The sequence below is a fragment of the Burkholderia sp. IT-111MI5 genome, assembly GCF_949752865.1.
Classification (GTDB): Bacteria; Pseudomonadota; Gammaproteobacteria; order Burkholderiales; family Burkholderiaceae; genus Burkholderia; species Burkholderia pyrrocinia_C.
Genome location: NZ_CATKIF010000006.1, coordinates 107,265 through 129,026 on the forward strand (window position 1 = coordinate 107,265; position 21,762 = coordinate 129,026).

Here is a 21,762-nt window from a genome sequence, read left to right on the forward strand (position 1 = left end):
GCCCCGCGGCGCGACACTGGCGGTTTCCCGCAATCGATACGAGGCTCGCCCGATGACGACACAAGCGCTGTTTCGCGAAGACGCGTACCTCACGCGGTGCGACGCGATCGTTCAGGCCGTCGGCGACGACGGCATCCGGCTCGACCGCACCGCGTTCTATCCGCTCGGCGGCGGCCAGGCCGGCGACACCGGCACGCTGACCCTGCCCGACGGCAGCACGATCGCGATCGCCGATACGCGCAAGGCAAAGTTCGACGGCGCGACGCCCGACGACGCGTTGCACCTGCCGGCACCGGGACAGGAGGCGCGCGTCGCGACGCTCGTGCCCGGCATGCGCGTGGTCGCGGCGATCGACTGGGCGCGCCGCTATCGGCACATGCGCCTGCATACGGCCGCGCACCTGATGTGCGCGGTGCTGCCGTACGCGGTCGACGGCTGCAGCGTGACGGCCGACTATGTGCGGCTCGATTTCGCGACGTCCGAAGCGATCGACCGCGACGACGTCGAGCGGCGCCTCGCCGGCCTGGTCGCCGGCGCGCATCCGGTCACGACCGAATGGATCACCGACGACGAGATGGCCGAGCGGCCCGAACTCGTGCGCACGATGAGCGTGAAGCCGCCGATGGGCCTCGGCCGCGTGCGGCTGCTGCGCATCGAGCAGGTCGACCTGCAGCCGTGCGGCGGCACGCACGTGCGCAACACGTCGGAAATCGGCAGCCTGCGCGTCGCGAAACTTGAAAAGAAGAGCGCGCGCACGCGGCGCCTCGTACTGGAGTTTGCATGACGATCGACACCGGGGTGGCGGGCGCGGCGGCGCTGGATCCGCAAGCGCGCGAGATTCTGGATTTCTGGTTCGGCGAACCGGGCTCGGCCGAATTCGGGCAGGAACGCAAGATCTGGTTCAACGGCGGCGCGGCGTTCGACGACGTGCTGCGCACGCGCTACGGCGCGCTGCTCGACGCCGCGTGCGACGGCGCATGCGATCACTGGGCCGGTTCGCCGGAGGGTGCGCTTGCGTTGATCGTCGTGCTCGACCAGTTCTCGCGCAACATTCATCGCGGCACGCCGCGCGCGTTTGCCGCCGATCCGAAGGCGCTCGCGTTTGCACGCCGCATCGTCGCGGCCGGCTGGGATGCGCAACTGCCGAGCGGCCATCACCGCGCGTTTGCATATCTGCCGTTCGAGCACGACGAGTCGATCGACAGCCAGCGCGAGGCCGTGCGCCTGTGCGCGGGCATTCGCGATGAGGCAGGGTGCGAGAGCTATCACCGCTTCGCGTTGCTGCATGCGGCCGTCGTCGAGCGCTTCGGTCGCTTTCCGCACCGGAACGCGATTCTCGGCCGTGCGTCGACCGATGAGGAGACGGCGTTTCTTCGCGAACCCGGTTCGTCGTTCTGACGCTCAGGGCGGTTGCGTGACTGAAGAGGGGGAGGGGCAAGCCCGCAGATTCGCGCGGTTGCGTTGGCGGTCGGCGAAACTGGCTGGCGGCGCGGCGTATCGCATGGGGAAGCCTGCGCGCGGCTCAGGCGGCCGGTCTCAACCTTTTTGCCGGAGATGAAGTCGGGCAAGACGGCGCGCCGCGCCGTCCCGCGTCATTGCAGGTGCTGTTCGGGCGTGCGCACGTAGACGCGCAGCAGTTCGTCGTTGTCGCCCGGGCGCGCGCCCGTCCAGAACAGCTTCCATTCGCTGCCGGGCGCCGGATCGACGGCCCGCACGCCCTGGACGATCATCCACGTGCAGCGCGTCGTCTTCGCGTCGTCGATCGGCGTGTGCTGGATGCCGGAGAAGTAGTACAGCATCGGCGCTTCCGATTCGCCGAGCCCGTGCAGGCTCGCCATGCAGTCGCCGTCGTTCCATTCGAGCGCGAGATGCGCGTTCAGGTCGTCGAACACCGAGCGGTAGCTCTTCGCGACGTCGAGCCACGGCAGCAGCAGCGTATAGATGAGCCCCCACGCGACGACCGCGCCGGCGCCCCACGACAGCGCGCCGCGCCAAAGGCCCGTCGTGCGCAGCTTCGGCAGCAGCGTCAGCCAGCCGACCGTCAGCGCGAGCGCACCGACCACGAGCGCGGGCTCGATCGGCATCGTCCAGTCGAGCGGCAGCCAGCGGCCGAGCAGCGCGAGATCCGCGCGCGACGCGGCCGGATCGGCCATTACTGCCCAGATGCCCCAGGCGAGTGCGGCGGCCGTACCGAACAGCACGCGGCTGAAGTAATCCCACGCGAGATGCAGCGTGCGCGGAATGCGTTCGATCGCCTGCGCGGCGACCAGCGCGAGCGGCGCGAAGAACGGCAGGATGTAGAGCTGGCGCGACGTTGCGGACACCTGCAGCACCGCGAGCCCCACGCCGGCGAACAGCACGGGCAGCGCGATGCGCGGCGTGCGCCAGTCGCGCCATGCACCGCGCGCGAGCGCGACGATCGCGAGCGGCGCGACCGGGAAGCCGACGAGCAGGAACGCGCGCAGGATGAAGAACGGCTTGTCGTTTTCCGCGCCGAGTTCGGGGACGGAGAAGCCGAAGAAGCGGCCGACGTTGTTGTCCCAGAACCACGTCATGAACAGTGTCTCGGAACGCAGGAACAGCGCAGTCGGCCAGATCAGCGCGAACGGCGCGAACACGAGCGCGGCGATGCCGAGTGCGCGCGCGAACGAGCGGGTGCGGCAGGCCGGGTACAGCACCAGCGCGCCGACGAGCGTGGCCGCGAACACGAGCGGCACGAACAGCCCCTTCGCCATCAGCGCGATGCCGACGCCCGCGCCGAAGATCGGCGCCGCCCAGCGGCCCGACGGCCGGACCGGCAGCCCGTGCCGCATCTGCTGCGCGTGCGCGACGTGCCGCATCACGAGTTCGAGCAGGCCGCAGAAGCCTATTGCCGTGCCGGCGAACAGCGCGACGTCCGTCATCATGTCGTGCATGTGCTTGATGACGACGAGTGTGCCCGCGCTCAGCACGACGGGGCCGATCACACGCAGGTCGAACCAGCTGTCCGCGCGGCTGGCGATGCGCGCCGCGCGCGCGATGAAGCCGAACGCGAGTACGGCGAACAGCGCGCTCGCGAGCCGTGCCGCGTCGTGCAGCGGCATCACGCGCTGCAGCAGCCACGCGAGGCTGGTCGCGACCCACGCGTAAAGCGGCGGTTTTTCCATGAACGGCAGGCCGGCATTGGTCGGCACGACGAAATCGCCGGTCTCGAGCATGTGCTGGATGATGCCGAACGTGTAGGTTTCGTCCTGTTTCCACGGATCGTGGCCGAGCACGCCGGGCAGCACATACGCGCAGACCAGCGCGGCGGCGAGCAGCCACGCGCGCCAGCCGAGCAGGCGCGAGCGGTCGCGCGTGATGCTGGTCGCGGCGGTCACGGCCATGACGGGCGTGCCGGCGGCGTCAAGCGTCGCGGTGAGGTCGGCGTCGGCGGTTGGGCGGGTGTGCGGGGCCGGAGCCGGCACGGACGTGCGTCGCCGGCCGGGCGCTGCGGTTCCAGGCATGGAAAAGATCTCGGGTCGAGTCGAGCCGGTTCGGCGACATGGGCCGGACCGATAAGGGCCGCATCAGGGCGGCAAGAAACAGGCGTTTACGACGCCTGTCGGGCTGGCCGCTAGTAAATCACGGAACTGTTACGAATGTTTACTGAAACCGTCACGAAATTGTGGAGATTTGTGGCGCCGTGACGACAGCTTGTTCGAGGCAGCTGTTTTGACGTGCCGCGCGTGCGGCTACCGGCCGCCGCCGACGTCGAGCAGGGCGCCCGTCGTGTAGGACGCCGCGTCGCCGAGCAGCCAGACGATCGCTTCGGCGATCTCGTGCGCTTCGCCCGCGCGGCCGAGCGGCGTCTGCGCGCCGAGGCGGGCAGCACGGCCCGGCTGGCCGCCGCTCGCGTGGATTTCGGTCTCGATCAGGCCGGGGCGCACCGCGTTGACGCGCACGCCGTGCGGGCCGAGTTCCTTCGCAAGGCCGATCGTCAGCGAATCGACCGCGCCTTTCGAGCCCGCGTAGTCGACGTATTCGTTCGGCGAGCCGAGCCGCGAGGCGATCGACGAGACGTTGACGATCGCACCGCCCTGGCCGCCGCGGTCGGTGGACAGCCGGCGCGCGGCTTCGCGCGCGCACAGGTACGCGCCGAGCACGTTGGTGTCGAACATCCGCCGCAGCCGGTCGGCCGGCATGTCGGCGAGCGGCATCGACGGCGCGACGATGCCCGCGTTGTTGACGAGCGCGTCGAGGCGTCCGAACGCGGCCGCGACGGTGTCGAACATCGCGACGACGTCGGCTTCGTTCGCGACGTCGCCTGCGACGACGCACGCACGGCCACCTGCATCGCGGACGGCCTGCGCGGTGCGTTCGGCTGCCGCCGCGTCGCGCGCGTAGTTGATGCCGACGTCCCAGCCGCGTTCGGCCGCGAGCACGGCGGTCGCGCGGCCGATGCCGCGGCTCGCGCCGGTGACGAGGACGGCCTTGCGGCCGGACGGTGCGGTCATCGCGTGCGGTTCCCGGGGACGGTTACTTCGCTGCGTCGGGCGCCCACTTGTCGCGGGCGGGCGGTTGATAGCGGCGCAGCCGCTCGATCAGTTCGACCGGTTCCGAATCGACGCACAGCGCGTCGAAATAGGCCGGACGCATGAAACCCTCGTCGACCGTATGACGCAGCAGCGCGATCAGCGGGTCGTAGAACGAATCGATGTTGTAGAGCGCGACGGGCTTGCGGTGGTAGCCGAGCTGCGCCCACGTGTAGACCTCGAAGAGTTCCTCGAGCGTGCCGGCGCCGCCGGGCATCGCGACGAACGCGTCCGAGAGGTCGGCCATCATTTTCTTGCGATGGTGCATGTCGGGCACGACGTGCAGTTCCGACAGCCCCGTATGGCCGACTTCCTTGTCGACGAGCAGTTCGGGGATCACGCCGACCGCACGGCCGCCGGCCGCCATCACTTCGTCGGCGATCACGCCCATCAGGCCGACACGGCCGCCGCCGTATACGAGCGTCAGGCCCGCACCGACGAGCGCGCGGCCGAATGCGCGCGCGGCGTCGGCATAGACGGGCCGCACGCCGGACGACGAGCCGCAGTAAACGCAGACTGCCTTCATTGCTTGGAATCCTTGGCGGGGGCCTGCCCACTGACGACCGGGCTGTCAGCGGGGCGGGGCGAACCGTCGCGCGGCGGCAGGTAGTCGGTGAACTGGCGCTTCGGCAGCTTGCCGGAGACCAGGTCGTCGAACAGCTGGCGCGAACGGCCGCGCAGGTACGGCGCCATCACGGAGATCACGTGCATGCTGACCTGGTGCAGTTCCTCGCGAATCGCGTCCTGGTCGTTGTACTTGCGCGGATGCATCACGTACTGATACGACAGCCAGTACGTCGAAATGACGGCCATGTTGGTGGCGATGACTTCGATCTCGGCGGGCGTCGCGACCATCTCGGCGTCGGACACGAGCAGCTCGCACATCTCGCGCGCGAAGCGCACCTTGTGGCTGATGATCTGCTTGAAGTGCGTCTCGAGCGTGCGGTTGCGGGCGAGCAGGTCGTTGAGGTCGCGATACAGGAACCGGTAGGTCCACATGAAATCGGCCATGTACTGCAGGTACGACCAGGTTTCGTCGATCGTCGGACGATGATCTTCGGGAAAGCGCAGCCGCCGTTCGATCTGCTGCTCGAACTGCGCGAAGATGCTGTTGATGATGTCGTCCTTGTTGCGGAAATGGTAGTACAGGTTGCCTGGACTGATTTCCATTTCCTCGGCGATCGTCGTGGTCGTGACGTTCGGCTCGCCGATCTCGTTGAAGAGTTTCAACGACAACTCGAGAATCCGTTCGCGGGTGCGGCGGGGAGGTTTCGCTTCCATGTCGTCCGGCCCTGTGTGTGCCGGACTGGCGGGCGCTGCAATCGATGCTGCGAGATTCGTCCGGCGCGGGTTGCTGTTCTATGTCTGGCGGACGATTATAAACCGGGGTTTCGCCACATCGGGCGCATTTCGTGATCGCGGCCCCGCGCGACGGATGGTGCAGCGCCGCACGCGGGCGATGCGCGACGCGCGCGGCGGGCCGCCGGCTAGAAGCCGAGCCAGTGCGCGACGACCGGGCCGAGCACGAGGCCCCAGGTCGTCACGCACGCGAACAGCGCGACCGTCACGGCCGCGCTGCCGAGATCCTTCGCGCGTTTGGAAAGTTCGTGGCGTTCGAGCGAGATGCGGTCGATCGCGGCCTCGACGCTCGAGTTCAGCAGTTCGACGATCAGCACCAGCAGCACCGACGCGATCAGCAGCGCGCGCGATGCGGCCGGCACCGGCGCGAACGCGCCGATCGGGAGCATCAGCGCGGCGAGCGTGAGCTCCTGGCGAAACGCGCTCTCCTCGCGGATCGCGACACGAAAGCCGTTCAGCGAATGCTTGAGTGCGTACCATGCGCGCGTGATGCCGCGGTGGCGCTTGTACGGATTCGGCGGCAGCGGCGTCAGTTGATCGTCGGGGCCGAGCGGCTCGGACGCGTGCGCGTCCGTGTCGCCATGCGGCTCTTCCTCGTCGAACGGGCGGTGCCGTTGCTGTGTCGCGGCGGGGGGAGGGGTCTTGTCGTTCAGGTCTCGTTTCAAACGGCGGCACCTTCGGCTGGCGAGTACGCGGTTTTCGGCAGCGGCTTCAGATGCGATGCGAACTGCTCGGATGCCGCGCGCCACGAGAAGCGTTCCGCCCACGCGCGCGCAGTCGTGCGTTCGATCTTCAGCGCTTCGAGGCAGGCTTCCTGCAGGTCCTCGTGCATCGAGCCTGCGTCGCCGCCGCCGAGCACGTCGATCGGGCCCGTGACGGGATACGCGGCAACCGGCGTGCCGCACGCGAGCGCCTCGAGCAGCACGAGGCCGAACGTGTCGGTGCGACTCGGGAACACGAACACGTCGGCCGCAGCATACACCTTCGCGAGTTCGGCCTGTGACAGCACGCCGAGATAGTTCGCCTCCGGATAGCGCGACTTCAGCTCCGCGAGCGCGGGGCCTTCGCCCGCGACCCACTTCGAGCCGGGCAGGTCGAGACGCAGGAACGCCTCGACGTTCTTTTCGATCGCGACACGGCCCACGTACAGGAAGATCGGCCGCGCGGTGTTGAGCACCTTCGACTCCATCGGGCGGAAGATGTCGAGATCGACGCCGCGGGTCCACAGCACGACGTTCGTGAAGCCGAACTTCTCGAGGTCTTCCTTGACGACCGGCGTCGGCGCCATCACCGCGAGCGACGGGCCGTGGAACCAGTGCAGGAAGCGGTAGGTCGCGGCCAGCGGAATGCCGAAGCGCGCCTGCACGTATTCCGGAAAGCGCGTGTGGTATGCGGTCGTGAACGGCAGCTTGTGGGTACGCGCATAGCGTCGCGCGGCGAGGCCGAGCGGGCCTTCGGTCGCGATGTGCAGCGCGTCGGGCGCGAACGCGTCGATCCGCGCGCGCAGCTTGCGATACGGCAGGATCGACAGGCGGATCTCGGGGTAGGTCGGGCAGGGCACCGTGCGGAATTCCAGCGGCGTCAGCAGTTCGACGCGGTGGCCGAGCGCCGTGAGTTCGCGCGACGTGCTCTTCAGCGTGCGCACGACGCCGTTGACCTGCGGTTCCCACGCGTCGGTGACGATCATGATCTTCATCGCGGCATTGTCCTGTAAGTAGGGTTGTGTCAGGCAGTGGCCTTGGCCTTGCGCGACGTGGTCTCCGACGGTGCGGTGCGCATCACCGTCCAGTAGACGATCTTCAGTTCGCCTTCCATCGTTTCGACGAGCGCGGACAGGCTTTCGACCCAGTCGCCGTCGTTGCAGTACAGCACGCCGTCGATATCGCGGATCTCTGCCTTGTGGATGTGGCCGCACACGACGCCGTCGCAGCCGCGGCGGCGCGCCTCGTCGGTCATCACGGTCTCGAACTGCGAGATGAAGTTGACCGCGTTCTTGACCTGGTGCTTCAGGTACTGCGACAGCGACCAGTACTGGAAGCCGAGCCGGCTGCGGATCCGGTTGAACCAGCGGTTCAGCACGAGGATCAGCGTGTAGAGCGTGTCGCCGAGGTACGCGAGCCATTTCGCGTGCTGGATCACGCCGTCGAACAGGTCGCCGTGCACGATCCACAAACGTTTGCCTGCGAGCGTCGTGTGGAACGCCTCGCCGCGTACCTGTATGTCGCCGAACGCGAGGTCGCAGAACTGCCGCGCGCCTTCGTCGTGGTTGCCGGGGATGTAGACGACCTGCGTGCCCTTGCGCGCCTTGCGCAGGATCTTCTGCACGACGTCGTTGTGCGCCTGCGGCCAGTACCAGCCTTTCTTCAACTGCCAGCCGTCGATGATGTCGCCGACGAGGTACAGGTATTCCGAATCGTTGTGACGCAGGAAATCGAGCAGGTACGGCGCCTGGCATCCGCTCGAGCCGAGGTGGATGTCGGACAGCCAGATGGTGCGGTAGCGATGCGCGGACGAGTCGGGGTCGTCGTGCCGCGTGGCGTGCGCGGCAGGCGGTTCTTGCGACGCCAGGCCATCGGTTGCGCCCGAGCCGGACAGGAAAGCGGTGGCGGCGCGAGCGCCGAGCGGGTGACGGAACAGGGAGGTCGCGGACGGTTTCTGGCCCATGCATGACTCGCGCCGGTTGACATTACCGGCATTCCGCCATGCGGGCGTGACTGTGCCGTGACAGTCACGAGACGTTCTTATTACGACCTATGCAGGGTGTTTAGCAGTGAATGAAGGGCGTTGTGCAATCTGCCGCACCGAACGGTCGGCGGTTGTCCGGCATGCGCGTCAGGCGACGCGGGAAAGGCTTGGGCGAACTGATTTCGTCTGGCGAATGAGGCGCGTCAGCGCGGCATGGCGACGACGCGCGTGCGCGCGATCCGGTCGTGCGGAAACTGGCGGCCGGCATGCAGCCGGGCGGCGCCGGCCCACGCGGCGATCCACGCGGCGGTGAGCGCCAGCGTGACCGGCACCGACAGGCCGAGGAGCGGATGCAGCGCGAGCGGCGGCAGGAACCACAGCCAGCCGAGCGCATAGCGCACGAGCGCGTGGCCGGCGCTCAGCGGCCGGCCGCTCGACGATTCGAGCCGCAGCCGCCAGGTCTTCATCGGCAGCGTCTGGCCGCCGTGGGTCCAGAACCAGACGAAGTACGCGCCGACGACGAGCGCGATCCACGCGGCGAGCAGGTTGTGATGGACGAGGCCGTTGCGCTGCTGCGTCGCGAGGCTGAACGCAAGCCCCGCGAAGAACACGACGCCGAACAGCAGCACGCCTTCGTAGAGCAGCGCGGCGAGGCGCCGCCGCACCGACGGCGCGGCGGCCGGAGTCTCGGGTGCGCGGGCGTTCGCCACGGCCGCTCAGGAGCCCTTGAACAGCGAAGGCGCGTCGGCGGGCGACACCGGTGCCGCCGCAGCGGGCACCGACGCGGCGCCGGCCGTCGACGACGCGGGCACCGGCGGCACGGAGGCGCTGGCCGACGCGGGCGCCGGTGCGGGGGTTGCACCGCTTGCCGGGTGCTCGTGCGAATTGACGAGGCGGCGGACGTCACGGTCGGCGACGGTCGGCGGCGCGCTGACGACGCTCGGCCGGCGGCGGCGCTCGGCGGCCGCGAGACGTTCCTTCTGCTCCTCGGGGAGTTGCTGGTAGGCCTTCCACGCGCGCTCGCGCGCCTGCGCGGAAAGCTCCTTCGCGCTCTGGTAGTTCTCGCGCGCGACGCGGCGCTGCTCGGGCGTCATCCGCGCCCATTCGGACATCCGGTCCTGCAGGCGCTTTTGATCATCAGGCGTCAACTTCGCGAAACGTGATGCGATCTTCAGCCATTTGCGCTTGCGGGCGTCGCTGAAGCCATCCCACTGGTCGGCGAACGGCGCGAGTGCCGCGTGCTGCGCCGGCGTGAGGCGCGCCCATGACAGCGGGCCGGTGGCGGCCGGCAGCGGCAGTGGCAGCGGCGGGAGGTCGGCGGTCAGCCCGGCGGCCGATGCGGGCGCGGCAGGGCTGGCGGCCGCGACGGTAGTCGTCGCGGGGGGCGGGTGGAATCGCGAATACGTGGCGACGTAGGAAACGGCGATCGCGATCACGCATCCGAAAAATACGGCCAGGCCGCGCTTCTGACTCACCCGTGCGATCCCCTCGTTATTGTCTGTTAGTGAGCGTGCGAAAGATACGCGTTGAACCCGTGATCGAGATACGCGTTGAGCGGCAGGTCGTCGCTGAGCATCGCCGCGTCGATGTCGGCGAGTTCGGCGGTGCGCTGCATGTCTTCCCAGTAGGCGATGCCGATGAGCCCCGCGAGCAGCAGCGCGAGCGGCCACGCGCGCAGCAGGCGGCGCGCGAACGACGTCTGCGGGCGGCTCGTGGGCGCCGGGCCGTAGGCGCCGGCCGCGCCGGCGAAGGCCGGCACGAACACCGGCGCGGTCGCGGGCTCGGGCTTCTTGCGCGCGAGCGCAGCCCGGCGGGCGACGGCCAGCCGATCGGTGGTCGCGGCAGGCAGTGCGGCCGCGCGCTCGTCCAGCGCGCGGCGCACCTTCAGCGCGAATTCGTGTTCTCGGTTTGCGGGAGCGGAGCTCATAGCGTGATTCCTTTGGCCTTGAGCGCTTGCGCCAGGGTGTGGGTGGCTCGTGAGCAGTGCGTCTTGACGCTGCCTTCGGAGCACCCCATTGCGGCGGCAGTCTCGGCGACATCCATATCTTCCCAATAACGCATCAGGAACGCTTCCCGTTGACGCGCCGGAAGTTTCTGGATTTCTTCGTCGATCAGGGCCAGAACCTGCTCTCTTTCGAGGCGGTGCTCGCTGCTCTCGACGCCCGCGTTATTGTCCGCGGATTCGAGCGTTTCGAGCGGGTCGAAGTCTTCGTCGTCGGTGTTGTTCAGCGACGAGAAGAGCGTGACCCAGGTGTTGCGGACCTTCTGCCGGCGGAACCAGTCGTGGATCGCGTTCTGCAGGATCCGCTGAAAAAGCAGCGGCAGTTCGGCCGCCGGCCGGTCGCCGTATTTTTCGGCCAGCTTGATCATCGCGTCCTGCACGATGTCGAGCGACGCATCGTCGTCACGCACCGCGTACGCAGCCTGCTTGAACGCGCGCCTTTCGACGCCCGCCAGAAAGTCGGCGAGTTCCTTGTCTGATGCCATTCCGTGAAGGTATGCGCTGCGGACCGCTGCGTGGTGTAAAAGGTCGAAAAATTTCGTAAAACCCGCGGATGCTAACAAATTTTCGCGCCGCTTGGCACCGGATTGGGCGCCGCGCGTTGCGCGCGAGCCGCGGCGGCGGGGTGCCGGGCGGCGCGCATGATGCGGTGCGGGATATTTTGCTTGACGACCCAATCACGACCCGCTATCGTCAACGATTCGCAACATGAAGTGATGGTCTCATTTGAGGCTGGCCCAAGAAGCCCGCCCTTCAAACTGGACGCGCCGCTTGAACCCGAGCCACAAGCCCGGCAGAGAGCACCCGATCAATTTTTTGCCGAAAATTCGAAAGGTCAAAATGAACATGCCCAGCGCGGAATTCTCCACGTCGGAACCCCTTTCCCCTCCCGATAGCGACTCCATCGGCGCCACCGTGCTCATGAAGGCACTGGCCGACGAGAACGTCGAATTCATCTGGGGCTACCCCGGCGGCTCGGTTCTCTATATCTACGACGAGCTTTACAAGCAGGACAAGATTCAGCACGTGCTGGTGCGCCACGAACAGGCGGCCGTGCACGCAGCCGATGCGTATGCGCGTTCCACCGGCAACGTCGGCGTCTGCCTCGTGACGTCGGGCCCCGGCGTCACCAACGCGGTGACCGGCATCGCGACGGCATACATGGATTCGATCCCGATGGTCGTGATCAGCGGCCAGGTGCCGACTGCCGCGATCGGCCAGGACGCATTCCAGGAGTGCGACACCGTCGGCATCACGCGTCCGTGCGTGAAGCACAACTTCCTCGTGAAGGACGTGCGCGACCTCGCGGAAACCGTCAAGAAGGCGTTCTATATCGCCCGCACGGGCCGTCCGGGCCCGGTGCTGATCGACATCCCGAAGGACATCTCGAAGACGCCGTGCCAGTACGAGCCCGTCAAGAGCGTGTCGCTGCGTTCGTACAACCCCGTCACGAAAGGCCATTCGGGCCAGATCCGCAAGGCCGTGTCGCTGCTGCTGACGGCGAAGCGTCCCTACATCTACACGGGTGGCGGCATCATCCTCGCCGACGCGTCGCGCGAACTGAACCAGTTCGCGGACCTGCTCGGCTACCCGGTCACGAACACGCTGATGGGCCTCGGCGGCTATCGCGCGTCGGACAAGAAATTCCTCGGCATGCTCGGCATGCACGGCACCTACGAAGCGAACATGGCGATGCAGCACTGCGACGTGCTGATCGCGATCGGTGCCCGCTTCGACGACCGCGTGATCGGCGATCCGGCGCACTTCGCGTCGCGTCCGCGCAAGATCATCCACATCGACATCGACCCGTCGTCGATCTCGAAGCGCGTGAAGGTCGACATCCCGATCGTCGGCGACGTGAAGGAAGTGCTGAAGGAGCTGATCGAGCAACTGCAGACGGCCGAGCATGGCCCCGACACCGAGGCGCTCGCGCAATGGTGGAAGGACATCGAGGGCTGGCGCTCGAAGGACTGCCTGAAGTTCGACCGCGAAAGCGAGATCATCAAGCCGCAGTACGTGGTCGAGAAGGCGTGGGAGCTGACGGACGGCAATGCGTTCGTGTGCTCGGACGTCGGCCAGCACCAGATGTGGGCCGCGCAGTTCTACCGCTTCAACAAGCCGCGTCGCTGGATCAATTCCGGCGGACTCGGCACGATGGGCTTCGGCCTGCCGGCGGCGATGGGCGTCAAGATGGCGCACCCGGACGACGACGTGCTGTGCATCACGGGCGAAGGCTCGATCCAGATGTGCATCCAGGAACTGTCGACCTGCCTGCAGTACGACACGCCCGTGAAGATCATTTCGCTGAACAACCGCTACCTCGGCATGGTTCGCCAGTGGCAGCAGATCGAATACAGCAAGCGCTATTCGCATTCGTACATGGATGCGCTGCCCGATTTCGTGAAGCTCGCCGAAGCGTACGGCCATGTCGGCATGCGGATCGAAAAGACCTCGGATGTGGAGCCGGCGCTGAAGGAAGCGCTGCGCCTGAAGGATCGCACCGTGTTTCTCGACTTCCAGACCGATCCGACCGAAAACGTCTGGCCGATGGTACAGGCCGGCAAGGGCATCACCGAGATGCTGCTTGGATCGGAAGATCTGTAACGGCGCGACGCGCGCTTGAGCCCGATGCGGCCGCCTTCACGAAGGGCGGTGCGGCACGCGGCGGCGCGCGGCGCGAGTGAATCGACACGGACACATTCTGGAAGAAGCGAACATGAGACACATCATTTCCGTCCTGCTGGAGAACGAACCGGGCGCGCTGTCGCGCGTGGTCGGTCTGTTTTCCGCACGCGGCTACAACATCGAAACCTTGACGGTGGCGCCGACCGAAGACCAATCGCTGTCGCGGCTCACCATCGTTTCCATTGGCTCCGACGACGTGATCGAACAGATCACGAAGCATCTGAACCGCCTGATCGAGGTGGTGAAAGTGGTGGACCTGACCGACGGTGCACACATCGAACGCGAGCTGATGCTGATCAAGGTACGTGCAGTGGGCAAGGAGCGCGAAGAAATGAAGCGGATGTCGGACATTTTCCGCGGCCGCATCATCGACGTGACCGAAAAGACCTACACGATCGAATTGACGGGCGCGAGCGACAAGCTCGACGCATTCATCCAGGGGCTGGACGCGAGCGCGATCCTCGAGACCGTGCGCACCGGCAGCTCCGGCATCGGACGCGGCGAGCGCATCCTGAAGGTTTGATGCCGAAATTGCCGAAGAGGCACGCCGGGTGCGCCGTCATGTCCCGGCTCGCAGTACTCCATCCGAACGAATTGTTGAATTTTTGAATTAGCGAAGGAACCCATCATGAACGTTTTCTACGACAAAGACGCCGACCTCTCCCTCATCAAGGGCAAGCAAGTCACGATCATCGGCTACGGCTCGCAAGGCCATGCACACGCGCTGAACCTGAAGGAAAGCGGCGTGAACGTGACGGTCGGCCTGCGCAAGGGCGGCGCGTCGTGGAGCAAGGCCGAAAACGCCGGCCTGTCGGTCAAGGAAGTCGCGGAAGCGGTGAAGGGCGCGGACGTCGTGATGATGCTGCTGCCGGACGAGCAGATCGCCGACGTGTACGCGAAGGAAGTGCACGCGAACATCAAGCAGGGCGCGGCGCTCGCGTTCGCACACGGCTTCAACGTCCACTACGGCCAGGTGATCCCGCGCGCCGACCTCGACGTGATCATGATCGCGCCGAAGGCACCGGGCCACACCGTGCGCGGCACGTACTCGCAAGGTGGCGGCGTGCCGCACCTGATCGCGGTTGCGCAGAACAAGTCGGGCGCGGCACGCGACATCGCGCTGTCGTACGCGGCAGCGAACGGCGGCGGCCGTGCGGGCATCATCGAGACGAACTTCCGTGAAGAAACCGAAACCGACCTGTTCGGCGAGCAGGCCGTGCTGTGCGGCGGTACCGTCGAGCTGATCAAGGCCGGCTTCGAGACGCTGGTCGAAGCAGGCTACGCGCCGGAAATGGCGTACTTCGAGTGCCTGCACGAACTGAAGCTGATCGTCGACCTGATCTACGAAGGCGGCATCGCGAACATGAACTACTCGATCTCGAACAACGCCGAGTACGGCGAGTACGTGACGGGCCCGCGCGTCGTCACGGAAGAGACGAAGAAGGCGATGAAGCAGTGCCTGACCGACATCCAGACGGGCGAGTACGCGAAGAGCTTCATTCTCGAGAACAAGGCAGGCGCTCCGACGCTGCAGTCGCGCCGCCGCCTGACGGCCGAGCACCAGATCGAGCAGGTCGGCGCGAAGCTGCGCGCGATGATGCCGTGGATCGCGAAGAACAAGCTCGTCGACCAGTCGAAGAACTAAGCACCGCGTGCTGTTCCGGCCCTTCGAGTGGAGGGTCGGCATCAAAAAGCCGTCCGAAGGCAGCAGTGCCCCGGGCGGCTTTTGTTATGCTACGGGCTTTGCAATTCACCGAACACAGAACGAATCCATGAACTATCCTCATCCGATCATCGCGCGCGAAGGCTGGCCGTTCATCGCGATTGCTGCCGTCATCGCGCTGTTGATCCATGCCGTCGGGGGCTTCGGCTTCGCGTGGCCGTTCTGGCTGCTGCTCGCCTTCGTCGTCCAGTTCTTCCGCGATCCGCAGCGCCCGATCCCGGCGCAGCCGAACGCGGTGCTGTGTCCGGCGGACGGCCGCATCGTCGCGGTCGAGACCTCGCAGGATCCGTACGCGAACCGCGAAGCGCTGAAGATCAGCGTGTTCATGAATGTCTTCAACGTCCATTCGCAGCGTTCGCCGGTCGATGGCGCGATCACCAAGGTCGAGTACTTCCCGGGTGCGTTCCTGAACGCGGCGATCGACAAGGCATCGACCGAAAACGAGCGCAACGCGGTCGTGATCCAGACGGCGAGCGGCAAGACCGTCACCGCCGTGCAGATCGCGGGCCTCGTCGCCCGCCGGATTCTCTGCTACGTGCGTGCCGGCGAACCGCTGTCGCGCGGCCAGCGCTACGGTTTCATCCGCTTCGGTTCGCGCGTCGACGTGTACCTGCCGATCGGCAGCCGCGCGAAGGTGTCGATCGGCGAGAAGGTCTACGCGTCGTCGACGATCCTCGCCGAGCTCGAACAGTAAGCGGCGGGGCGCACGATGGCCGCATTCAAACCGCGCCGGTCGCGCAACGGCACCAGCCAGACGCCACGCCCGTTCCGCCGCAACAAGGGGATGGCGCCCGATCCGGTGCCCATCGAGAGCCGCCGCGCTTCGCGCCAGCGGTTCCTGAAGACGCGCGGCATCTACCTGCTGCCGAACGCGTTCACGACCGCCGCGCTGTTCTGCGGTTTCTTCGCGGTCGTGCAGGCGATGAACGTGCGTTTCGAGATCGCCGCGATCGCGATTTTCGTCGCGATGGTGCTTGACGGGATGGACGGGCGCGTCGCGCGCATGACGCATACGCAGAGCGCGTTCGGCGAGCAGTTCGACAGCCTGTCGGACATGGTGTCGTTCGGCGTCGCGCCCGCGCTCGTGATGTACGAGTGGGTGCTGAAGGATCTCGGCCGCTGGGGCTGGCTCGCCGCGTTCGTCTACTGCTCGGGCGCCGCGCTGCGCCTAGCCCGCTTCAATACGAACATCGGCGTCGTCGACAAACGCTTCTTCCAGGGGTTGCCGAGCCCGGCCGCCGCCGCGCTGATCGCGGGCTTCGTGTGGCTCGCGACCGACAACCGCGTGCCGATGAAGCTCGGCTGGCTGCCGTGGGTCGCGTTCGTGCTGACGATCTACGCGGGCGTGACGATGGTGTCGAACGCGCCGTTCTACAGCGGCAAGGCGCTCGACGTGCGGCACCGCGTGCCGTTCGCGGCGATCCTGCTCGTCGTCGTCGCGTTCGTGCTCGTGTCGTCCGACCCGCCGCTGATGCTGTTCTGCCTGTTCGTGCTGTACGGGTTGTCCGGCTACGTGTTCTGGGCCTACATGGCGATCCGCGGGCGCGCGAATCCGGCGCGCTCGTCGCAGCGCGATCACTGACGCGCGATCTGCCCGAAAACGGCGGCCGCGAGGCCGCCGTTTTCATTTGCCCCTTTTTCAAGACGGACCGCCGGACTCCCGGGGTGTCGTCCGATTGCGCGCCCAACGGAATGTCGCTATAGTTTTCGGCATGACTGCATTTTCCCGCCTCTCCCTCCTTCTAGCCGGTGCGCCGCTACGCGCGCTAGCTTTGGCGCGCCTGCCGCGCTGACCGTTCTCGCCCTCCGTCAAGCCTCGTCTGTTGTTGAGCGTCGCCAGCGGTGGCGCGATCTCATTACGTTTGACTTCCGTATAAAAAGCCCTGGAGCCCCCCATGACAGACAAGCTGATCATTTTCGATACGACGTTGCGTGACGGCGAGCAATCGCCCGGCGCGTCGATGACGAAGGAAGAGAAAATCCGCATCGCGAAGAACCTCGAGCGGATGAAGGTCGACGTGATCGAGGCCGGCTTCGCGGCCAGCTCGAACGGCGATTTCGACGCGATCCACACGATCGCCGGTCTCGTGAAGGACAGCACGATCTGTTCGCTGGCGCGGGCCAACGACAAGGACATCCAGCGCGCGGCCGATGCGCTGAAGCCGGCCAACAGCTTCCGGATCCACACGTTCATCGCGACGTCGCCGCTGCACATGGAGAAGAAACTGCGGATGACGCCCGACCAGGTGTTCGAGCAGGCACGCCTCGCGGTGCGTTTCGCACGCAAGTTCACCGACAACATCGAATTCTCGCCGGAAGACGGCAGCCGCTCCGACCTGGATTTCCTGTGCCGCGTGCTGGAAGCCGTGATCGCCGAAGGCGCGACGACGATCAACATCGCCGATACGGTCGGCTACGGCGTGCCGGAGCTCTACGGCAACCTCGTGAAGACGCTGCGCGAGCGCATTCCGAACTCGGACAAGGCGATTTTCTCGGTGCACTGCCATAACGACCTCGGGATGGCCGTCGCGAACTCGCTCGCGGGCGTGAAGATCGGCGGTGCGCGTCAGGTCGAGTGCACGATCAACGGTCTCGGCGAGCGTGCGGGCAACACGTCGCTCGAAGAGATCGTGATGGCCGTGAAGACGCGCAAGGATTACTTCGGCCTCGACGTCGGCATCGACACCACGCAGATCGTGCCGACGTCGAAGCTCGTGTCGCAGATCACCGGTTTCGTCGTGCAGCCGAACAAGGCGGTGGTCGGCGCGAACGCGTTCGCGCACGCGTCGGGCATCCACCAGGACGGCGTGCTGAAGGCGCGCGACACCTACGAGATCATGCGCGCGGAAGACGTGGGCTGGTCCGCGAACAAGATCGTGCTCGGCAAGCTGTCGGGCCGCAACGCATTCAAGCAGCGCCTGCAGGAGCTCGGCGTGTCGCTCGACAGCGAAGCGGAACTGAACGCCGCGTTCATGCGCTTCAAGGATCTGGCCGACCGCAAGGCCGAGATCTTCGACGAGGACATCATTGCGATCGTGTCCGAGGAATCGGCATTCGCGCACGAGCAGGAACACTTCAAGTTCGTGTCGTTGTCGCAGCGTTCGGAAACCGGCGAGCAGCCGCAGGCGAAGATCGTGTTCGCGGTCGAAGGCAAGGAAGTGACCGGCGAGGCGCGCGGCAACGGTCCGGTCGACGCGACGTTCAACGCGATCGAAGGCGAAGTCGGCAGCGGTTCCGAACTGCTGCTGTACTCGGTGAACGCAATCACGACCGGCACGCAGGCGCAGGGCGAAGTGACCGTCCGGCTGTCGAAGAGCGGGCGGATCGTCAACGGCGTCGGCACCGATCCGGACATCGTCGCCGCGTCCGCCAAGGCGTACATCTCCGCGCTGAACAAGCTGCATTCGAAGGACGACAAGCTCAACCCGCAGCGCTCGTAAGCGCCGCGCGCTGCGCATCACCGAAACGCCCCGTGCGGCCCTGCGCCGCCGGGGCGTTTTTGCATCTGCCGCTTATTCGGCGGCCGGTGCGCGGAACAGCCAGCGGCGCGCGGCCGGGCGGGGCGCCGGGTTGCGTCGGCGGAACTCGACCGCGATCCCGCGCCGCGGCGCATCGGCGACGAACGCGTCGAGCAGTTCGAGCACGTCGTGATCGATGTAGTCGGCGCGCGTCGCGTCGATGATGACCGCCGCCCGGTCCGGAATGTGCCGCAGGTGGTGCTTGACCTGCACCTTGCCGAGAAACGACACGTCCTTGCGGAACGACAGCAGGTAGTGATCGTCGTGCTGCGCGAGCGTGACGGGGCTCTTCAGGTTCGCGACGGCGACCGCCAGCACGCTGCATGCGAGGCCGAGCGCGATGCCGAACAGCAGGTCGACCGCGAGCACACCGGCGATCGTCGCGGCGAACGGCACGAACGCGGCCGGCCCCTGCTTCATCACCGAGCGGAACAGCGCCGGTTTCGCGAGCTTGAAGCCCGTGTGGATCAGGATCGCGGCGAGGCTCGCGAGCGGGATCAGGTTGATCAGGCCGGTGAGCGCAAACACGCTCGCGAGCAGCAGCATCCCGTGGACGATTGCCGACATCCGGCTTTGCGCGCCTGCATTGACGTTGACCGAACTGCGCACGATCACCGATGTGATCGGCAGGCCGCCGAACGCGCCCGCGACGAGATTGCCGACGCCCTGGGCCTTCAGTTCGCGGTCGGGCTGGGTCGGCCGGCGCTTCGGGTCGATCTGCTCGACTGCTTCGAGGCTCAGCAGCGTCTCGAGGCTCGCGACGACCGCGAGCGTGATCGCGACGCGCCACACGTCGGGATTCACGAGCTGCGCGAAATTCGGGCCGAGCTCCGCGTGCTTGAGCGATGCCGCGAACGCCGCGAACGATCCGAGCTCGGGCAGCGTCACGCGATGGGCGGCGCCCGGCGCGACCGACGGCGCGACGAAGCCCAGCACGAGCGTCGCGCCGATGCCCAGCACGACGACCGCGAGCGGTGCGGGCACCGAACGCACCAGTGCGAAGCGGCGCAGCGCGGGCGTGTCCCATGCGATCAGCAGCGCGAGCGATGCGAGCGCGATGGCCGTGGCGGCCCACGCGACCGGCAGGCCCGGCCAGTTCGCAAACGATTGCGCGCCCGAGCCGCCGATGCCGAACGCGAACGGAATCTGCTTCACGATCAGCAGCAGGCCGATTGCGGCAAGCATGCCCTTGATGACGGGCGACGGCACGTAGGCGGCGAAGCGGCCGGCGCGCAGCATGCCGAACCCGAACTGCAGTACGCCGGACAGCAGCACCGCGAGCAGGAATGCGGAGAAGCTGCCGAGTTGCGCGATCCCTTCGACGACGATCACGACGAGGCCGGCGGCTGGCCCGCTGACGGACAACGACGAGCCGCTCAGCAGCGCGACGACGATGCCGCCGACGATGCCGGACACGAGCCCGGCGAATGGCTCGACGCCGGACGCATTGGCGATGCCGAGACAGAGCGGCAGCGCGACGAGGAAAACGACGATGCCGGCGACGACGTCGCGCGGCAGGGTGGACAGGCGCTCGTTCAGTTTCATGATTGGGGCGATTTCATTGGCGTAGGGGGCGGGGGAATCAGCCGAGCGCGGCGGCCGCAGCAGCCTGCACGGGCTCGACATTGGCAGGCGGCGTCGCGTAGCCGGAATCGAGTTCCTGCAGGCGGCCGTCGGCGAGCGAAAAGATCCAGCCGTCCACGAGCGGCGGTCGTTCCCGGCCGCGCACGATCGGCGACGCGCGCAGCAGCTGTACCTGTTCGAGCACGTTCAGCTCGGCGAGGCGGTCGGCGGCGGCCGTGTCGTCGAGCCCGTCGAGCGTGTCGCGATGGCGCCGCGCGAGCGCGCAGAGCGGTGCGATGCGGCGCGCGACGTGCGGCAGCTCGGACGGCGGCGGCAGCAACGACGCGCGCACGCCGCCGCACCCGTAGTGCCCGCACACGATCACGTGGTCGACCTGCAGCACGCGCACCGCGTACTCGAGCACGCTGGCGGAATTATCGTCGTCGGGATGGAACAGGTTCGCGATGTTGCGATGGACGAACAACTCGCCGGGTGCGCAGTGCGTGATGGTTTCGGCGGGCACGCGGCTGTCCGAGCAGCCGATCCACAGCACGCGCGGATTCTGGCCGCGCGCGAGCGCGTCGAAAAATCCGGGCGTGTGTTCGCGCGTCTCGCGGGCCCAGGCGATGTTGGCAACCAGCATGCTCTTGGGGCGATTCATGAGGACTCCTTTATGACAAAGGCAAATAAATATCGGCCGAAATGGCGTAATAGGATTCTTTCTGGATTGAAAGGTTCGAATTTCGACTGATATTAGGGGTATGCCCTAGCATTCCGGGGGCATTGAAACAAATTGTTTCAAATTGGATTGGTGTAGTGCATTGCGTGCACCAACCCAACGCATGACATGCGTTGCGCATGCCTGTTTTCGCGAAAAGGCCCGCGTGACGGGGATTTCAGCGTGTTGCCATTGGCATGTCATCGATCGGAAAAGATTTCCGTCGGATTTCCTGGATTAATTGGATAGCGGAAAAAAAGGAGTGGCCATTCGCGCAATAATTCGTGAATGGCCATTGTGAAAATTGCGCGTAAATGCGTAATCGGTCAGAACAGGTTGCGGCGATCGGGGTCGTGCAGCGGGTCCGGCGTTTTCTGCGTGATGCGCAGGATGCCCTGCGGATCGAAGTAGAAGCTGTACATCATGTACCAGACGTTGTCCTCGAGATACCGGTACGTCCATACCTCGCGCTTCATCAGCGGGAAGTAGGACGTCTCGACGGGGCGTCCGAAATTGACGAGGACATCGGTCTTCGTCCACTTGCCGATCTCCGCACGATAGAACTCGCTCGGCTGCAGCACCTGGCGTACGTTGACGATCTTGTGGGCCGCGTCGACGTCGGCCGCGACCGTGACCTCGCCCATCGGCTGGGTCGGCCACATCAGCCGCTTGCCGCCGCCGGGCAGGTCGTAGATCTCGCGCGGCGGGCCCATGCGCGCGACGATCGCCGACTCGTCCTGGCCCGCCTGGTATTGCTGCCACGGTTGTGCGCAACCGGCCAGCAGCGCGGCGGCGCAGGCGAGCAGCACCGGCAGGCGCGCGGGAATGCGTATGCGCATGGGGATTCTCCAGAATACGGAAACAGGATCCGTTTTATCACGGACGGCGCGCGACGGCACATCGCATCGAAAAAATCGGTACGGATCGCCGGCGCTGTCGCGCTTGCGGCCGGCAGG

The 21,762-nt window shown here is 66.5% G+C and carries 22 protein-coding genes; 8 read left to right on the forward strand and 14 right to left on the reverse strand.

Features of this window, described 5'->3' with window-relative positions:
- Positions 1-52 precede the first annotated feature (52 nt).
- Complete coding sequence (locus ACM6JT_RS05360) at positions 53-784, forward strand: alanyl-tRNA editing protein (RefSeq protein WP_414856076.1); 732 nt, start codon at positions 53-55, stop codon at positions 782-784.
- Positions 781-1,398 (forward strand): DUF924 family protein, encoded by a 618-nt coding sequence (locus ACM6JT_RS05365; protein ID WP_034184862.1) that lies wholly within the window; start codon positions 781-783, stop codon positions 1,396-1,398. The genes ACM6JT_RS05360 and ACM6JT_RS05365 overlap by 4 nt, the downstream gene beginning before the upstream one ends.
- A 194-nt stretch (positions 1,399-1,592) precedes the next feature.
- Here the strand turns inward: ACM6JT_RS05365 and ACM6JT_RS05370 are convergent, their stop codons facing one another.
- The 11 genes from ACM6JT_RS05370 to ACM6JT_RS05420 form a co-directional block, all read right to left on the reverse strand.
- Positions 1,593-3,485, reverse strand: coding sequence for an ArnT family glycosyltransferase (locus tag ACM6JT_RS05370; RefSeq protein WP_105390981.1), 1,893 nt, complete (start codon positions 3,483-3,485; stop codon positions 1,593-1,595).
- A 228-nt stretch (positions 3,486-3,713) separates the two neighbouring features.
- Complete coding sequence (locus ACM6JT_RS05375) at positions 3,714-4,475, reverse strand: SDR family oxidoreductase (RefSeq protein ID WP_034184864.1); 762 nt, start codon at positions 4,473-4,475, stop codon at positions 3,714-3,716.
- Positions 4,476-4,497: 22 nt separating this feature from the next.
- A complete protein-coding gene (locus ACM6JT_RS05380; RefSeq protein WP_034184865.1) occupies positions 4,498-5,079 on the reverse strand; it encodes a TIGR00730 family Rossman fold protein in 582 nt (193 codons plus the stop codon).
- On the reverse strand, positions 5,076-5,834 hold the full coding sequence (locus tag ACM6JT_RS05385; RefSeq protein ID WP_034184866.1) for a TetR/AcrR family transcriptional regulator: 759 nt from the start codon (positions 5,832-5,834) through the stop codon (positions 5,076-5,078). Before ACM6JT_RS05385 ends, ACM6JT_RS05380 begins: the two co-directional genes overlap by 4 nt.
- Positions 5,835-6,040: 206 nt before the next feature.
- Positions 6,041-6,577, reverse strand: coding sequence for a diacylglycerol kinase (locus ACM6JT_RS05390; RefSeq protein ID WP_414856077.1), 537 nt, complete (start codon positions 6,575-6,577; stop codon positions 6,041-6,043).
- On the reverse strand, positions 6,574-7,608 hold the full coding sequence (locus tag ACM6JT_RS05395) for a glycosyltransferase family 4 protein (protein WP_034184868.1): 1,035 nt from the start codon (positions 7,606-7,608) through the stop codon (positions 6,574-6,576). Before ACM6JT_RS05395 ends, ACM6JT_RS05390 begins: the two co-directional genes overlap by 4 nt.
- A 29-nt stretch (positions 7,609-7,637) precedes the next feature.
- Positions 7,638-8,576, reverse strand: a complete 939-nt coding sequence (locus ACM6JT_RS05400; protein WP_034184869.1) for a UDP-2,3-diacylglucosamine diphosphatase — start codon at positions 8,574-8,576, stop codon at positions 7,638-7,640.
- 224 nt (positions 8,577-8,800) lie between these two features.
- On the reverse strand, positions 8,801-9,307 hold the full coding sequence (locus ACM6JT_RS05405) for an RDD family protein (RefSeq protein ID WP_175749721.1): 507 nt from the start codon (positions 9,305-9,307) through the stop codon (positions 8,801-8,803).
- Positions 9,308-9,313: 6 nt separating this feature from the next.
- On the reverse strand, positions 9,314-10,072 hold the full coding sequence (locus ACM6JT_RS05410; protein ID WP_175749720.1) for a DUF3106 domain-containing protein: 759 nt from the start codon (positions 10,070-10,072) through the stop codon (positions 9,314-9,316).
- A gap of 26 nt (positions 10,073-10,098) precedes the next feature.
- On the reverse strand, positions 10,099-10,524 hold the full coding sequence (locus ACM6JT_RS05415; RefSeq protein ID WP_034184872.1) for a DUF3619 family protein: 426 nt from the start codon (positions 10,522-10,524) through the stop codon (positions 10,099-10,101).
- A complete protein-coding gene (locus ACM6JT_RS05420; protein ID WP_034184873.1) occupies positions 10,521-11,084 on the reverse strand; it encodes an RNA polymerase sigma factor in 564 nt (187 codons plus the stop codon). Before ACM6JT_RS05420 ends, ACM6JT_RS05415 begins: the two co-directional genes overlap by 4 nt.
- Before the next feature lie 355 nt (positions 11,085-11,439).
- Between ACM6JT_RS05420 and ACM6JT_RS05425 the strand changes: the two genes are divergently transcribed.
- The 6 genes from ACM6JT_RS05425 to ACM6JT_RS05450 all read left to right on the forward strand — a co-directional run bounded on the left by ACM6JT_RS05425 (position 11,440) and on the right by ACM6JT_RS05450 (position 18,447).
- The gene (locus ACM6JT_RS05425) at positions 11,440-13,203 is read left to right on the forward strand and encodes an acetolactate synthase 3 catalytic subunit (protein WP_105390977.1); all 1,764 of its coding nucleotides are present in this window, start codon (positions 11,440-11,442) and stop codon (positions 13,201-13,203) included.
- Between the two features lie 112 nt (positions 13,204-13,315).
- Complete coding sequence (gene ilvN / locus ACM6JT_RS05430) at positions 13,316-13,807, forward strand: acetolactate synthase small subunit (RefSeq protein ID WP_006750445.1); 492 nt, start codon at positions 13,316-13,318, stop codon at positions 13,805-13,807.
- A gap of 105 nt (positions 13,808-13,912) precedes the next feature.
- A complete protein-coding gene (gene ilvC, locus ACM6JT_RS05435) occupies positions 13,913-14,929 on the forward strand; it encodes a ketol-acid reductoisomerase (protein WP_034184875.1) in 1,017 nt (338 codons plus the stop codon).
- Positions 14,930-15,056: 127 nt separating this feature from the next.
- Complete coding sequence (locus tag ACM6JT_RS05440; RefSeq protein ID WP_034184876.1) at positions 15,057-15,701, forward strand: phosphatidylserine decarboxylase; 645 nt, start codon at positions 15,057-15,059, stop codon at positions 15,699-15,701.
- Between the two features lie 15 nt (positions 15,702-15,716).
- Positions 15,717-16,589 carry a CDP-diacylglycerol--serine O-phosphatidyltransferase gene (gene pssA / locus ACM6JT_RS05445; protein WP_034184877.1) on the forward strand — a complete coding sequence of 291 codons (873 nt, stop codon included), beginning with the start codon at positions 15,717-15,719 and terminating at the stop codon, positions 16,587-16,589.
- A gap of 313 nt (positions 16,590-16,902) precedes the next feature.
- Entirely contained in the window at positions 16,903-18,447 is a 1,545-nt protein-coding gene (locus tag ACM6JT_RS05450; RefSeq protein WP_034184878.1) for a 2-isopropylmalate synthase, read from the forward strand.
- Positions 18,448-18,519: 72 nt separating this feature from the next.
- Here ACM6JT_RS05450 and ACM6JT_RS05455 read toward each other — a convergent pair whose 3' ends face one another.
- From ACM6JT_RS05455 to ACM6JT_RS05465, 3 genes are all read right to left on the reverse strand, one after another.
- Entirely contained in the window at positions 18,520-20,070 is a 1,551-nt protein-coding gene (locus ACM6JT_RS05455; protein WP_105390975.1) for a SulP family inorganic anion transporter, read from the reverse strand.
- A 37-nt stretch (positions 20,071-20,107) separates the two neighbouring features.
- Positions 20,108-20,749, reverse strand: a complete 642-nt coding sequence (locus tag ACM6JT_RS05460; protein WP_414856078.1) for a carbonic anhydrase — start codon at positions 20,747-20,749, stop codon at positions 20,108-20,110.
- A 383-nt stretch (positions 20,750-21,132) separates the two neighbouring features.
- Entirely contained in the window at positions 21,133-21,645 is a 513-nt protein-coding gene (locus ACM6JT_RS05465) for a hypothetical protein (protein ID WP_034184881.1), read from the reverse strand.
- Positions 21,646-21,762 lie beyond the last annotated feature (117 nt).